The sequence below is a fragment of the Arthrobacter sp. zg-Y1110 genome (genome assembly GCF_025244865.1).
In the GTDB taxonomy this organism is placed as follows: Bacteria; Actinomycetota; Actinomycetes; order Actinomycetales; family Micrococcaceae; genus Arthrobacter_B.
The window spans coordinates 2,785,264-2,800,129 of the sequence record NZ_CP104272.1; the positions used below are offsets into that span (position 1 = coordinate 2,785,264).

Genomic DNA, 14,866 nt, shown 5'->3' on the forward strand with positions numbered 1-14,866 from the left:
GACTGCTAGAGCAGCCGGCGGTCCGCGGCCCAGCGGGTGAGCTCGTGGCGTGAGGAGAGCTGGAGCTTGCGCAGCACCGAGGAGACGTGGGTTTCCACCGTCTTCACGGAAATGAACAGCTCGCGGGCCACCTCCTTGTAGCTGTAGCCGCGGGCGATCAGCCGCATGACCTCGAGCTCACGGGCCGAGAGGCGGTCCAGTTCGTCATCCACTGCGGCCACGCTCGCCGTGCCGAAGGCGTCCAGCACGAATCCCGCCAGGCGCGGCGAGAACACCGCGTCGCCGCCGGCCACCCGCAGGACGGCGTCGGAAATCTCCGGTCCCGAAATGGTCTTAGTGACGTAACCGCGGGCCCCGGCCCGGATGACCGTGACCACGTCTTCGGCGGCATCGGAGACGCTCAGCGCCAGGAAGCGGGTCACCCCGAGCAGCCCGGCGCACCCCGCCAGCACTTCCGCTCCTCCGCCGCCGTTGCCGCCGGGCAGGTGGACATCGAGGAGGACGACGGCGGGACGCCGGGCCGTGATCGCTGCGATCGCGGTTTCGACGCTGTCCGCTTCCGCCACCACGTTGATGCGGGCGTCGAGGTCTGCGCGGAGGCCGGAGCGGAAGATGGCATGGTCATCAACCACGACGACGTCGATCGGCGGCGAGGGGTGGACCGTCATTTAGGTTGTGCTCCGTTGCTTGATACGCGGTTGTCCGTCGAGGGGCTCTTCTGTGTTGCACCGGCGTCGGCCGTGCTGCCGTTGCCCGTGCTGCTGTTACCCGTGCTGTTCGCCGCGCCGGGCGCGTCGTCACGGGAACCGTTTTCCGTGCCTTTCGGCAGCGGCAGCACCAGCCGGACCTCGGTGCCGTCGGCGGTGCTGCGGATGGCCGCACTGCCACCTGCACGCTGCATCCGTCCGATGATGGATCCGCGCACGCCGATCCGGTCGGCAGGCACAGCGTCCAGGTCGAATCCGGAGCCGCGGTCCCGCACGAAGACTTCGAGCTGCTCCGGCCTGCATTCAACATAGACCGAAACCGTGCCGCCGGCATGCTGGGCGGCGTTCAGCATGGCAGCCCGCGTAGCGGAGGCCAGGGCTTCGGTCCGCTCATCCAGTGCGGCATCCGAGACTGCCACCAGTTCAATCGGGTGGCCGTAGGCGTCCTCGATTTCTGCTGCAATCCGGCGCATGCATTCCACGAGGTGGTCTTCGGCCCGGGCACGGTCGGAATACAACCATTGCCTCAGCTCCCTTTCCTGGGCGCGGGCAAGCCGGATGACGTCCTGCTCGGAGCCGGCGCGCTTCTGGATCAGGGCCAGGGTCTGCAGCACCGAATCGTGCAGGTGGGCCGCAATTTCGGCCCGCTCGGTCTGCCGAATCCGTCCCGACCGCTCGGCTTCCAGGTCCCGCCAGTGCTTTATCGCCCACGGAGTGAACACCAGTGCCACGCCGGCCAGCACGGCAGCGGACGCCAACAGCCCCGACATCAGGACATCCCAGCTCACCGCACCCGAGACCACCACCAGCACCCCGGCGACCACCAGCAGGAGGCCCGCCGCCAAGCGGATCATGCCCGAGGCCCGGTCGGCTCCGGCACTGTTCATCAGCCCGGCCCGCCGGCTCTCGTCCAGCTGCATCCATGCCAGCACCGCACCGCCGGCAATGGCCGCGACCGGAATAAACAAGCCCCAGTTCAGGTTGGCACCCAACCGCTGGGCAATAAAGGCAGCTGCCACCAGCAGCAGGGCAAGGCCTGCCGCCACCTCCCGGTGCCCGGTCTTACCCGGCTGCGGGGCGGGGACCGCACCTTCCCGAAGCTGCCTTGCATAGTTCTCGGCGATGCTGCGCGGGTTGGCGGATACCTGTTCCTTCTTCTCCTGCTCCTCCTGGGTCGGAACCATGATCCACAGCCACCCGTAGAGGATGAAGCCGCTTCCAGCGCCAAGCACCAGCACGGCCATGATGATCCGGGTCAGCTTCACGGGCCAGCCCAAGTGTGCGGCCAGCCCGGCGCAGACGCCGGCAATGATCCGTTCGCGGGGACGCACCAGGGGTTCTCTCATGGACCTATCCAAACACGGGGAAGCCGCCGGGCACCGGCCCTGACGGCAATAATCCCTTTTCTTCAGGGGCCGTTCAGGGGCGGGTCAGGGTAGTCCCTGATGCAGTATCGCTGCAGCCGGAGAAGACTGGAGGCATGAACCCTTCCCCATCCCCTGATTCCGGGGCCCACGGCCCCGCAGCGCGACCTTCCGCTGAGCACCCGCCGGCCCCTGCAGGCAGCCATGCGGCAGGCAACGGTTCCACGAGCACCGGTGCGACCGCTGCGGGAGGACCCGGCGCACCGTCATCCGGCGGATTGCACAGCGGTTTCTTTAACTGGATCCGCTCCCTCGGCCTCCCGCGCGGCGGCGACCGCTGGTTCGGCGGTGTCGCGACCGGGATCGCGGCACGCACCGGGCTGGACCCCGTGCTTGTCCGCGGCCTGTTCGTAGTCCTCGGCGCTTTTGGCATCGGGTTGCTGGTTTACGGAGTCGCCTGGGCACTGCTCCCGGAACCGGACGGCAGGATCCATCTCGAAGAGGCGATCCGCGGCGACTGGACATCCGGCATGACCGGAGCACTCATTTTCGCCATCCTCGGAATGGGCGGTCCCGGTGCTTCCTTCCTCGGCGCGGACGGCTGGTTCGGCGCCGTCGTCTGGACACTGTTCTGGATCGGCGCGGGTGTGGCCGCCGTTTACTGGTTCTCCACGGGCAAGGGCCGGTTCCACCTTTCCGGCCATGGGGCCGCTGCGGATGCGTCCGGGGACCCGGACAGCACCGTCGCCTTCGCTCCTCCCGCCGGTGCCGGAGCCAACGCGCCGGAAGCCGGTCCCGGGAAGCCCGTATCGCTTGCCAAACCCGGCATGGCCGCCACCGGCACCGACCCTGCCGGTTCTGCACCTGCCGGCGGCACAGCTCCCTTCACTGCCGTACCGCTCCGCGGGTTTGCCGTTCCGTCCGGACCGGTGCCTTCACCGGCAGCCGAAACGCAGCGGAACGCGGAATGCAAGGCAAAGCGCGTCCCGGGAGCCCCCGGGTCCTTCGCAGCGGCTCTGTTCGGTGCCGCCCTGCTCGCAGGCGGAACCGTCCTCGCCATGGATTACCTCAACGTCCTTTCCCTCGGCGCACCGGTCTCCGTTGCCTTGGCGGCCGCCGCTGCGGTCCTGGGCCTCGGCATCGTGATCCTGGGCGTAGTCGGCAGGCACTCCGGCGGGATCGGCACGGCGGCGGTGGCGGCACTCGTCGCCTCCCTCCTGACCCAGGGCAGCATGGTCAACGACAACCTGCTGGTGGCCAGCAATGCGGACTGGGTGCCCCGGGACGCTGCCCAGGCGGGCGGCGGCTACACCGTGATCGCCGCCAACGGCACAGTCGACCTGCGCGAGACCGAGACTTCGGGGAACTTCGAGGTCCCGGCCAGCGTCGCCGCAGGGAACCTCGCCATCCTCGTTCCCGAGGACGCGCCGGTAACCATCAAGTTCGGCATGGCTGCGGGAAATGTCGAGGTCAACGACGGGTCGGACCGGCAGGAATACAGCGGACTGTGGCAGCCATCCGACGAGCGCACGCTCAACGACGGCGCCGACGGAGACCGGATCACCATTGATGTCCGCGGACTCGCGGGCAACGTACTCGTCACGACTGAAGAAAGCGATCTCTAGCCATGGAACAGGACAACGAGAGGGATTATCTGGGACGCCAGTACGGACCCGGAAGCTACGAAGCCCCGGACCGCCCGTCGGCACCGGACCCGGGTCCCCGCAGTCCCGAAACAGACCCGGCGGAGTCCCGCGGCTCCGCTGCACCGGCGGTGGAGACCGATGACAACCCGGCTGCCGTCCCGCCCCGCGCACTGCAGGTAGGCACGGTGGTGTGGGGCCTGGTCCTGACCGTCCTCGCCGTCCTCCTGCTGCTGGTGAACACCGTGAACCTGTCGGTGGATCCTGTCCTGCTGGTCCTCTGCCTCACCCTTGGTGCGGGACTGGCCCTCCTGCTGGGCGGGTTCCTTTCCGGCCTTCAGCGGAGCCGATCCCGCTGACGGCGGATCCCGGTCACCGTATCGGCGGACCGGTCCGGCACCCCTATTTCCCTATTTCGACACCATCAGATAAGGCTTAGTACATGGAAAAGTTCTTCAGCATCGTGCGCTCCTCCCCCATCAAAAGGCAGAGAGGCTGGGTCGGCGGAGTCTGCGCCGGCATCGCGGCCACCTACGGGTGGGATGTTTCCCTGGTCCGGATCGGCGTCCTCCTCAGTTTCCTGCTGCCGTTTGTAGGCCTGGGCACGTACGTCGTGGCATGGCTGCTGCTGCCGAAGACGGATGGAACCATCATCCTGCAACGCCTGGTGAGCCCCCGCGCTTAGTCCTCCACCGGTCTGCTGGCTAGAATCAAAGCCAGGACATAACCACAGCCAGCAGATCCAGGGGTAATGACATGAAGATCGGTATCCTCACCAGCGGAGGGGACTGCCCCGGGCTGAACGCCGTGATCCGCGGTGCCGTCCTCAAAGGCATCAAGGAATACGAGGACATCGAGTTCGTTGGTTTCCGTGACGGCTGGCGCGGGGTGGTCGACGGCGACATCATGGACCTGCCCCGCTCCCGCGTCCGCGGCATCTCCAAGCAGGGCGGGACGATCCTCGGGACGTCCCGCACCAACCCGTTTGAAGGTCCGAACGGCGGGCCGGAGAAGATCAAGGCCACGCTGGAACGCCTCGGGATCGACGCCGTTATCGCCATCGGCGGTGAAGGCACCCTCGCAGCCGCCCAGCGGCTCACGGACGCCGGCCTGAAAATTGTCGGCGTGCCCAAGACCGTGGACAACGATCTCGACGCCACCGATTACACCTTCGGGTTCGATACCGCAGTGGAAATTGCCACCGAGGCCTGCGACCGCCTGCGGACCACCGGCGAATCCCACCACCGCTGCATGGTGGCCGAAGTCATGGGCCGGCACGTGGGCTGGATTGCCCTGCACTCCGGCATGGCAGCCGGTGCCCACGCCATCCTGATTCCCGAGCACCCGGTCAGCATCGACCAGATTGCCCAGTGGGTCAGCGATGCCCGAGACCGCGGCCGTGCCCCGTTGGTGGTTGTTGCCGAAGGTTTCGTCACCACTGATATGGAAACGCCGCACTCGGAGCGGGGCCTCGACAGTTTCGGCCGCCCGCGGCTTGGCGGCATCGGAGAACTGCTGGCGCCGGAAATCGAAGCGCGGACCGGCATTGAAACCCGTGCCACGGTTCTTGGCCACATCCAGCGCGGCGGTGTACCTACGGCCTACGACCGGGTCCTTGCCACCCGACTGGGTATGGCTGCAGTGGATTCGGTGGTGGACAGCCTGTGGGGAACCATGGTGTCGCTGCACGGTACGGACATTGTGCACGTGGGCTTCGAAAAGGCCCTCGGCAATCTCAAAACGGTCCCCGAGCACCGCTACGACGAGGCCGCCATCCTGTTCGGTTAGGCGCTGCCGGTTCGGCTAGCCGCTGCCGGTTCGGGAGTTCCTGTGCATTTGCTGAGGATTCCGTTTGCGGCGGCAAGGCGTTTGTGTCGCCGCAACTGTCCCGGTGTAGGTTGAAAACCATGAATCTGGACTCGGGAACCATCGCGATTATCCAGCTGGCCTGGTCCCGCCATCTGGGCTTGGCAGATAATGCCCTGGCGGAGACGGACACCGGCGAACGCATCTACAGCGTTCAGGACCAGGCCGACACAGCATGCTTCCTGCGCCTTTTCGGCGCCGAGGTTTTCAGCGGCCCCGAATGGGCTGCCGACCGCGCCCGGACCCAAAGCGCTGCGCAGCTGACCCGCAACTCAGGGCTGATCCAGATGTCCATGGAACACGGCGGACGGGTCCTGGGCGCGGAGCAGCTGTTTTTCGCTGACGCTTTCCCGAGCGTCATTCCGCTCGACGAGCTTGCCGTCAGCAACGAACCGGCCCTCGCCGTCGCCCTCGAACGGCTCTGCCCTCCGGACGACGTGGCGGAGGCCGGCCTGGCGGAGAAGGAAGAAGTCTTTGTCCTGGTGGATGACACCCAGGACGAACCGCGTCCCGTGGCAGGTGCGGGATACAGCATCACCGACGGAATCCTGGCGGACATGAGCGTTCTGACCGCCCCGGGCCACCGGTTGCGCGGGCTGGGCAGCTACATCAGTTCGGTGGCCCTCGAGGATGCCATGGCAGGCGGCTTGATCCCGCAGTGGCGGGCCCGGCTGGACAACGTAGGCGCCGCCAGGACCGCAGTGGGCTCCGGTTTCATCCCCGCCGGCAGCCGCACCTCCGTGGCTCTGAACGCCTAGGCGCGACGCACCCGCGCTAACCGAGCAGGTCCAGCATTTCCTGCCGCTTGAAGAACCCGGCAGTGTCCCGCCCGGTGGGCGATCCCGCATCGGGATCCGCACCGGCTTCCGCCAGGATGCGGAAGATCTCCACGTACCCCTTGAACGCGGCACCGGCAAGCGGTGTCTGGCCGCGGTCATTCTGCGTGTTGACATCCGCACCCCGTTCCACCAGCAGGGCGGTCAGCTCCGCGTGGCCGTGGTACGAGGCCAGCATCAGCAGGTTGTCTCCCGAGCCGTTCGTCAGGTTCACGGGCACGCCGGCGTCGAGGTAGCGGCGGATCCCTTCGGTATCGCCGGCACGCGCAGCATCGAAAACCAAGCCTGCGAGCTCGATAACATCATCATCGATTTGGGGGCGGGATTCGGGGGTGCTCATGGTGCTCCTGGGGGTATTGATTTTTCTGGCTGTCATTTTTGCGGAAAAGAAGCTTGCGGTCAGCGCCGCGGTGCCTTCAGGAAGCCCGAGGCGCGTCCCACCACGGCTCCCGCATCCGGCGCCACGATGGGTTCCTGCGCGGCGGCGTAGAGCTCTCCGTCGTCGTTCACTACCAGCTGCACGGACGGATCCACGGACCGCTTCACCACTGCCAGGCCCACGGGGCCCATTTCGTAGTGGGCACCAACCGAGGTCAGCGTGCCGATCTGCCGCTCCCCCAGCAGAACCGGGCTGCCGGCGGCCGGAAGGGTGTGCTGCGAACCGTCCAGCTGCAGGAAGACCAGCCGGCGGGGCGGGTGGCCCAGGTTGTGTACCCGCGCCACGGTTTCCTGGCCTTTGTAGCAGCCCTTGGCCAGGTGCACGGCGGTGCGGATCAGGTCCAGCTCGTGCGGGATGGTTTTCTCGTCCGTCTCCGCTCCCAGCCGTGGGCGCCAGGCGGCGATGCGCAGTGCCTCGGAAGCCATGGAGCCGGCCAGGGTGCGCCCGGAAGCGTCCATTGCGGCCTCGAACTCCGCCCGCGGAATCAGGTACTCGTACCAGGGCCGCTCCAGCCCGGGGTGGGCCTCTTCCGGCACGGCGGTGTAGGCAAACCCGCCGGCACCAATGTGCGGCCAGGGATCGGTCCACCGCAGGTACTGCTCCCACTGCGGCACCTCAACCGTCGCACCGGCCACGGCCCACTGGTCCGTGACGTCTGCGATTTCGACCCGGAGCATGAACTTCATGCGCTGCAGCCACTCGGTCAGGCCCGGCGCTTCAGCGGATTCGACGAGCAGCCAGGACGTGGCGCCGTCGTCGATGATCCGCGCGTCATAGTCGATCCGACCCTGCACGCTGAGCAGCAGCAGCTCCGAGCTCACGCCTGGCTGAAGATCCGCCACCTGCTGGGAGGACAGCGTGTTCAGCCAGCTGAGGCGGTCGGGGCCGGACACGGTGACCACGCCGCGGAAGGAAAGGTCGACGACGGCGCTGCCGCGTGCAAGGTCGCGCTGTTCACGGAGCGGATCGCCGTAGTGCGAGGCCGTACCGGCGTCGAGTCCGCCGGCTTCAACGGCGCCGTGGCGGGAAAGCAGGGGGCTGGAATACGTCATATCAGGTGCAACGTCCTAGCGGCTCGGGCCTATTCCTCCGGCCGGCTTTGCCGGTTTTGTTTTAGGAGGTCTTGTTCAGGATGGCCGAGGCATGGGCCTTCAGGGCCTCGCCCTCGGAGGCAACGTCCCAGCGCCAGTAAAGGTCGCCGTTGACCAGTCCGTAGATCCGGGTGGCTGCGGAGTATTCCTTGGAGTTCACGCCGCGCATCACCACATCGGTGCTCAACTGGATCTGCGGTCCCTTGATCTGCCCGTAATACAGCTCAGCGATGCCTCCGGGGTGCACGATGGTGGCGGTGATATCGAAACCACCGGCGTCGTTGCGCAGCTCCTCGACCTCGTCAGCGCTGCGGAGCGCCGGCACGATATCCGCCGGAACCAGGCCGGGCCCGCCGTCGGCGTCGTTGAGGGGGCGGTCGAGGGCCCAGAACCCGGTCTCGACGGCCAGCGGCCGCAGGCGGGTGCCCTGCTCATCGGTGAGCCAGCTTTCCGCTGTGTACTGCAGGTACGGCAGGCCGTTCTGGGTGAACGTGACCTTCTGTGTGAAGTGCTCCGAATCAGCCTCGCCCTCACCCAGCCGTCCGGAACCCTCCCAGGTGCCGAGGAGCCAGGACAGCGGTACCAGTTCCGGGGTCAGATCGGTGGGGATCTCCATTGGCATGGTGGAACCTGTCCTTCGATGTAACGGGTGGCTGGTGCCGGCGGGCGAAGCCGGTGTTTACTTCTGGCCGGTGTTTACTTCTGGCCCTTGTACAGGCGGGAGATAACCAGTGCAGCGAATCCGGCCATCGCGAGGCCGGTGATGCCCAGCAGGGCAATAAAGAAAATTTCGAGAGCAACCATGGCTACATCCTAACGCGCGGGAGGAACAGTTTCCTTCCCGCCATTCGATCATGACAGGGACCTGCGGGCCAAACCCCGCCGGGGTTTCAAACGCCGCCGCCCAACGCCGCTGTTCGGGAAACGCAGCTGTTTAGAAAGCCAGGAGCCGTCCGAGGAAGTAGACCACGGATCCGAGGGTAACCACCGGAGCCAGGCCCAGCGCCAGGCGTCCCGCCGCATTGGACGCATCGTTGCGGGAAAGGGCCAGCCGGCGGAACGCCATCACGACGGCGGCTATCACCACGCCGCTGAAAGCTGCTGCCTGCCAGGAAACGCCGGCCACGGCCAGGGCCACCAGGGCTGCGGTCAGGCCGCCGGCGAGCAGGCCCAGCGGTGCGGCCATCCGGTCCGGGAGCGGAATGAGCGTCACGGCCACGGCTGCCAATGCGGCGCCGCCGGCCACGCTCAGGAGTGCGGGATTCCCGTCGGTGCCGGCCAAACGGTCAGCGGCCACCCAGCCGGAGCCCATGGCGGTAACCAGCACGCCTGAGATGATGCCGACGATGGATTCGAGCCGGTGCGCCTGCCCGGTGCCGCGGAGCAGCTGGATCAGGAAGACTGCTCCCACACCTACGGCGACGGCGGCCGGCAACCAGGTCAGCATGGCCGCGGCTGGCGCGAAGTACGCGGCCGCCACTGCTCCGGCGCCTACCAGGCCCAGGGTTGCGCCCTGTGTCTTGCGGGCAGGCACCCCTATCAGGTGCGGCCAGCAGACGCCGGTGAGGACGGCGGCCAGACCGCTGATCACGGCCACCGCGGACACGGACAGGTAGGAAGCGCTCACGATACCGATAATGGCAAGCGCCGCCGGCACCGCTAAGCTCCAAAGTTTCACCCTAGTTATCCTGCCTTATTACGGCGTCCAGAAGAAAAACGACAGGCCCGTTACCTCGATGGGTATACTTTCGATCACTTCAAGCCAAGCGGATCGGCGAAGGAAACCGCCCGATGGTGTGCGCCCAACATTCGGAGGACCTATGTCGCACATTTTGCTTCTTACCAACAGCTCGGGTTCCTCGGTTCACGTCCTGCCCGCCCTGGAGCTCCTGAACCATAAGGTCCATGTGGTGCCGGCGGAACCTACGGCCCTGTTGGACACCGATCCCAGTGACGTCATCCTGGTGGATGCCCGCAGGGATCTCGTTGGCGCGCGGTCCCTGACCCAGCTGCTGAAAGCCACGGGCCTGGGCACGCCTCTTCTCCTTATCCTCACGGAGGGCGGAATGGCTGCCGTCGCCCCCAACTGGCTGGCTGACGACGTCATCCTCGATTCCGCCGGCCCGGCCGAGCTGGAAGCGCGGCTGCGCCTGGCGGCGGCCCGCGGCGTCGGGACAGTCGAGGCTCCTTCCACCGAGATCCGCGCCTCCGGCGTCGTCATCGACGAGGCCAGCTACACCGCCCGCGTGAACGGCACGGCCCTGAACCTGACCTATAAGGAGTTCGAACTCCTTAAATACCTGGCTCAGCATCCCGGCCGCGTGTTCACCCGAGACCAGCTGCTCCACGAGGTGTGGGGCTACGACTACTACGGCGGCACCCGGACCGTCGACGTCCATGTACGGCGGCTGCGGGCCAAGCTGGGGCCGGACCATGAGACGCTGATCGGCACGGTGCGGAACGTCGGTTACCGGTTCACCCGCTCGCGGGCCGAAACCACGGCAGCCGCCAGCCAGGACGCCTGAGTGCTGCTCCCGCGGCGCCGCGCCCTGCGCAGGGGCACCAGCCGCGCTAGGCTTTCGGCATGAGTGAAGAACCGCAGACAGCCTGGCCCGTAGTCGAGACCCGCGGCACGCCCGAGCCCGCCGCCCTCGCCGACATCCTGCAACTGGCGTCCGCCGCGCAGGACTCGGACGGCAACCCGCCGCTGTCCGAGCAGACGCTCGTGGACCTGCGCTCCCCCGACGCCGACCCGGACACCCTCTCCGTCTTCACCACCTATGCCAGTGATTCCGATTCCGATACCGGCAGCGGGCAATGGCTGGCCGGCGTCGCCGTCCTGGTATCCGAAACTCCGCAGGATCCGGGGGTGCTCGAACTGGTGGTACACCCGAACTACCGCAACCAGGGCGTCGGCACGGCCCTTGCAGCCGCAGTGCAGGATGCGGTGCGGGACAGCCCGTCCGACGTCGATCCCCGGCCCGCTGCCTGGTCGCATGGAAACCACGAGGCGGCCGTGGAGCTCGCCGCCCGCTTCGGCTACCGTCCCGTCCGTGACCTGTGGAAGATGCGCCTGAGCCGGTCCAACGCCTCGCTGCCGGAAACGCAGTTCCCCGCCGGGGTGTCCGTCCGTCCCTTTGAACCCGGCAAGGACGAGCGCGCCTGGCTGGACGTCAACGCCGCAGCCTTTGCCCACCACCCGGAGCAGGGGTCCATGAGCCTTGCCGATCTGCAGGCCCGCATGGACGAGGATTGGTTTGACCCGGCCGGATTCCTCCTGGCCGTGGACGAGGAAGGCACAATCCTCGGATTCCACTGGACCAAGGTCCACCCCGGCGCCGGAGGGCACCCGCCCATCGGCGAAGTGTATGTGGTCGGCGTAAGCCCCGAGGCGCAGGGCCGGGGGCTCGGAAAAGCCCTGACGGTAGCCGGAATCCAGCACCTGCACGCGGCGGGACTGGACGCCGTCATGCTGTATGTCGACGCCGACAACACCGCCGCCGTCGCCCTGTACCGCCGGCTCGGCTTCGTCCGCTGGGACCAGGACGTGATGTACGCACCCGCATAGGGTGCGTACAGCTTGTAATGTTGTTTGCAGGGCCAGGCGGTCCGCCCGTTACGCCTGCCCTGATCCGCCGCCAGCACCTCAGGGAGACACTATGAGTTTCGATACCGACGCAGAGCCCCGCTCGACCTTCGGGTCCGCAGAGGCGATGTCGGCACCGCGGGCCACCCAGGACCGCATCGACATCCCGGACTTCGGTCCCGCCCTTGTTCCCAGCGGAGATATCACGCCGGAACGGTTCCTGGACCGGGAGATCAGCTGGCTGCACTTCAACGCCAGGGTCCTGGAACTCGCTGAAGACCCTGAGCTGTACCTGTTGGAACGGGTGAACTTCCTGTCCATCTTCGCCTCCAACCTCGACGAGTTCTTCATGGTCCGGGTTGCCGGCCTCAAGCGCCGCATCGCGACCGGCCTGGCGGTTCCCTCCGCCGCAGGCCAGAGCCCGATTGAACAGCTCGAGGAAATCGTGGCGGCGGGCTACCGGCTGCAGCAGCGCCATGCGGACGTCTTCGCCAGCCAGATCCGGCCGGCCCTGGCGGAAGAGCAGATCTACCTGGTCAGCTGGGACGAACTGGACGACGCCGCCAAGGCGAGCCTGCACAAGCAGTTCGCTTCGAAGGTCTTCCCCATCCTGACTCCCCTTGCCGTGGACCCGGCCCACCCCTTCCCGTACATTTCCGGCCTCTCCCTGAACCTGGCCGTGGTGGTCCGCAACCCGGTCAGCGGCAAGGAATTCTTTGCACGCGTGAAGGTTCCGGACCAGCTCCCCCGCCTCATCTCCGTGGACGGGCCCCGCGCGGGCAACGTGGCCGGACGCACGGCCCGGTTCATCGCGCTTGAAGACATCATTGCCCAGCATCTGGACCAGCTCTTCCCGGGCATGGACGTTATTGAGCACTACACCTTCCGCGTGACCCGCAACGAAGACCTCGAGGTGGAAGAGGACGACGCCGAGAACCTCCTGCAGGCCCTGGAAAAGGAACTGCTGCGGCGCCGCTTCGGACCGCCCGTGCGCCTGGAAGTCACCCCGGAGATGAACCCGAATATCCGGGAACTGCTCGAACGCGAGCTGGGCGTGGAATCGGACGAGGTCTATGTCCTGCCCGCGCCGCTGGACCTCCGCGGCCTTTCCCCGATCAGCCGGATCGACCGGCCGGACCTGCACTATCCGAAGCAGGTGCCGCACACCAACCGCCACCTGAAGGAGTCCGAGACTTCGAAGCCGGCGAACGTGTTCGCGGCCATGCGCCGTCGGGACATCCTCCTGCACCATCCGTACGATTCCTTCTCGACGTCCGTCCAGGCGTTCCTGGAGCAGGCGGCCGCCGATCCGCGGGTGCAGGCCATCAAGCAGACGCTGTACCGCACCTCCGGCGATTCGCCCATCGTTGACGCCCTGATCGACGCCGCCGAGGCCGGCAAGCAGGTCCTGGCACTGGTGGAAATCAAGGCCCGGTTCGACGAACAGGCCAACATTTCCTGGGCGCGCAAGCTGGAGCAGGCCGGTGTGCACGTGGTGTACGGCATCGTGGGCCTGAAGACGCACTGCAAGCTGTCGCTGGTGGTCCGGCAGGAAGTGGACGGGCTGCGCCGCTACTGCCATATCGGCACGGGCAACTACCATCCGCGCACCGCCCGCTACTACGAGGACCTGGGCCTGCTGACCGCCAACGAGCAGGTGGGCGAAGACCTGACGAAGCTGTTCAACCAGCTCTCCGGCTACGCGCCGAAGTCCACGTTCAAGCGGCTGCTCGTGGCTCCCCGCTCGGTCCGGTCCGGACTGATTGACCGGATTGAGCGCGAAATCGCGAACAAGAAGGCCGGCCTCAGCGCACGCGTGATTATCAAGGTCAACTCCATGGTGGACGAGGCGATCATCGACTCCCTCTACCGTGCTTCCCAGGCGGGGGTCCGGGTGGACGTCATTGTCCGCGGAATCTGCTCGGTCCGTCCGGGCGTACCCGGCCTGAGCGAGAACATCACCGTACGCTCGGTGCTGGGCCGCTTCCTGGAGCACTCCCGGGTGTTCGCCTTTGCCAACGGCGGCGACCCGGTGGTCTTCATCGGATCGGCGGACATGATGCACCGCAACCTGGACCGCCGCGTGGAGGCCCTGGTCCAGCTGGTGGCCCGCGACGACGTCGCCGATCTGATCGGCCTGATGGACCGGTACATGGATCCCGGCACGGCGAGTTGGCACCTGGATCCGGAGGGCGCCTGGATCCGCCACCACAAGGACGAGGAAGGCAACCCGCTGCAGGACGTGCAGTCCTGGCTGCTGGCGTCCCGTTCCCGCCAGCGCTCCGTGGCTCGGCGCTGATGGAAGCAATTCACTCCCCCGCCGCCGCTCCCGTCCAGGAAGACACCCCTGTCAAGGTAGTGGCTGCGGGTGCCCTGTGCTGGCGCGAACGGGAGGGCAAGCTGCAGGTCCTCATGATCCACCGTCCCCGGTATGACGACTGGTCCTGGCCCAAGGGCAAGCTCGATGAAGGCGAAACCACCCCGGAATGCGCCGTTCGGGAGGTCCGTGAGGAAGTGGGCCTGAGGATCAATCTGGGCATTCCGCTGCCCTCCACGCTCTACCCGGTGGCTTCGGGCATGAAGATGGTGCACTACTGGGCCTCCCACGTGGACTCGGACAAGGCACGGCCGGACGGCAAGGAAGTGGACGGCACACGCTGGTGCACCCCGGAGGAAGCCGCCGAGGCACTCTCCAACCCCACGGACAGGCTGCCGCTGAAGGAACTGGTGGCGGCCTGGAACGAGCAGCGGCTGAGGACCTGGCCGCTGATCATCGTCCGGCATGCCAAGGCCAAGCCCCGGTCCGCATGGACCCGGGCAGAAGGCGAACGTCCGCTGGTAGCCACCGGGCTGCGGCAGGCAATGGCCGTCTCGCGGCTGCTGGTGGCCTGGCGGCCCAAACGCGTGGTTTCCAGTCCCTGGGTGCGCTGCGTGCAGACCGTCCGCCCGTACGTGAAGGCAGAAGGCACCAAGTTCAAGACGGTTGACGCGCTTACCGAGCACAGCGCCAAGCGCAAGCCGGGCAAGGCCCGGAACGCCATTGAGGGCCTCTTCGACAAGGCCAAACCCGTGGCGGTGTGCACCCACCGGCCGGTGCTGCCCCTGGTCTTCGACGTGCTGGCGGGGCATATGCCCGCTGACATGGCCGCCGGCCTGCCTGCCAAGGACCCGTACCTGGCACCCGGCGAGTCCGTGATCTGCCAGGTGAGCAGTGCGGACGAGGGACGGATTGTGTCCCTGGAAAAATACCGGGCCTTCGACGACTAGCATCGGCTGCCCAGGCACCGTTGTGGCACGCCTCGCATTCCCCCTGTCCGCGCGCCGACCTGAACTA

General features: G+C 67.0%; 15 protein-coding genes. 9 read left to right on the forward strand and 6 right to left on the reverse strand.

Going from position 1 to position 14,866, the window contains the following annotated elements; all coding sequences use genetic code 11:
* Positions 1–5: 5 nt before the first annotated feature.
* On the reverse strand, positions 6–668 hold the full coding sequence (locus N2K99_RS12975; protein ID WP_227918790.1) for a response regulator transcription factor: 663 nt from the start codon (positions 666–668) through the stop codon (positions 6–8).
* Positions 665–2,053, reverse strand: a complete 1,389-nt coding sequence (locus N2K99_RS12980; protein ID WP_227918792.1) for an ATP-binding protein — start codon at positions 2,051–2,053, stop codon at positions 665–667. Before N2K99_RS12980 ends, N2K99_RS12975 begins: the two co-directional genes overlap by 4 nt.
* Positions 2,054–2,187: 134 nt before the next feature.
* Between N2K99_RS12980 and N2K99_RS12985 the strand changes: the two genes are divergently transcribed.
* The 5 genes from N2K99_RS12985 (at position 2,188) to N2K99_RS13005 (ending at position 6,338) form a co-directional block, all read left to right on the forward strand.
* A complete protein-coding gene (locus N2K99_RS12985; protein ID WP_227918795.1) occupies positions 2,188–3,696 on the forward strand; it encodes a PspC domain-containing protein in 1,509 nt (502 codons plus the stop codon).
* 2 nt (positions 3,697–3,698) lie between these two features.
* Positions 3,699–4,073: a hypothetical protein gene (locus tag N2K99_RS12990; RefSeq protein WP_227918797.1), complete on the forward strand. Its 375-nt coding sequence runs from the start codon at positions 3,699–3,701 to the stop codon at positions 4,071–4,073.
* 83 nt (positions 4,074–4,156) lie between these two features.
* A complete protein-coding gene (locus N2K99_RS12995) occupies positions 4,157–4,399 on the forward strand; it encodes a PspC domain-containing protein (RefSeq protein WP_227918799.1) in 243 nt (80 codons plus the stop codon).
* Between the two features lie 71 nt (positions 4,400–4,470).
* Positions 4,471–5,502: a 6-phosphofructokinase gene (locus N2K99_RS13000; protein WP_227918801.1), complete on the forward strand. Its 1,032-nt coding sequence runs from the start codon at positions 4,471–4,473 to the stop codon at positions 5,500–5,502.
* A 119-nt stretch (positions 5,503–5,621) separates the two neighbouring features.
* Entirely contained in the window at positions 5,622–6,338 is a 717-nt protein-coding gene (locus N2K99_RS13005) for a GNAT family N-acetyltransferase (protein WP_227918804.1), read from the forward strand.
* Between the two features lie 16 nt (positions 6,339–6,354).
* Here N2K99_RS13005 and N2K99_RS13010 read toward each other — a convergent pair whose 3' ends face one another.
* From N2K99_RS13010 to N2K99_RS13025, 4 genes are all read right to left on the reverse strand, one after another.
* Positions 6,355–6,756 carry an ankyrin repeat domain-containing protein gene (locus N2K99_RS13010; protein ID WP_227918806.1) on the reverse strand — a complete coding sequence of 134 codons (402 nt, stop codon included), beginning with the start codon at positions 6,754–6,756 and terminating at the stop codon, positions 6,355–6,357.
* Positions 6,757–6,815: 59 nt separating this feature from the next.
* On the reverse strand, positions 6,816–7,907 hold the full coding sequence (locus N2K99_RS13015) for a folate-binding protein YgfZ (protein WP_227918808.1): 1,092 nt from the start codon (positions 7,905–7,907) through the stop codon (positions 6,816–6,818).
* Between the two features lie 61 nt (positions 7,908–7,968).
* Positions 7,969–8,568 (reverse strand): FABP family protein, encoded by a 600-nt coding sequence (locus N2K99_RS13020; protein ID WP_227918809.1) that lies wholly within the window; start codon positions 8,566–8,568, stop codon positions 7,969–7,971.
* A 312-nt stretch (positions 8,569–8,880) separates the two neighbouring features.
* Positions 8,881–9,573, reverse strand: a complete 693-nt coding sequence (locus N2K99_RS13025) for a hypothetical protein (RefSeq protein ID WP_227933029.1) — start codon at positions 9,571–9,573, stop codon at positions 8,881–8,883.
* 193 nt (positions 9,574–9,766) lie between these two features.
* Between N2K99_RS13025 and N2K99_RS13030 the strand changes: the two genes are divergently transcribed.
* The 4 genes from N2K99_RS13030 (at position 9,767) to N2K99_RS13045 (ending at position 14,799) form a co-directional block, all read left to right on the forward strand.
* A complete protein-coding gene (locus N2K99_RS13030) occupies positions 9,767–10,471 on the forward strand; it encodes a response regulator transcription factor (protein ID WP_227918812.1) in 705 nt (234 codons plus the stop codon).
* Between the two features lie 59 nt (positions 10,472–10,530).
* Complete coding sequence (gene mshD, locus N2K99_RS13035) at positions 10,531–11,514, forward strand: mycothiol synthase (protein WP_227933028.1); 984 nt, start codon at positions 10,531–10,533, stop codon at positions 11,512–11,514.
* Positions 11,515–11,605: 91 nt separating this feature from the next.
* On the forward strand, positions 11,606–13,831 hold the full coding sequence (locus N2K99_RS13040; RefSeq protein WP_227918816.1) for an RNA degradosome polyphosphate kinase: 2,226 nt from the start codon (positions 11,606–11,608) through the stop codon (positions 13,829–13,831).
* On the forward strand, positions 13,831–14,799 hold the full coding sequence (locus N2K99_RS13045; protein ID WP_227918818.1) for an NUDIX hydrolase: 969 nt from the start codon (positions 13,831–13,833) through the stop codon (positions 14,797–14,799). Before N2K99_RS13040 ends, N2K99_RS13045 begins: the two co-directional genes overlap by 1 nt.
* Positions 14,800–14,866 lie beyond the last annotated feature (67 nt).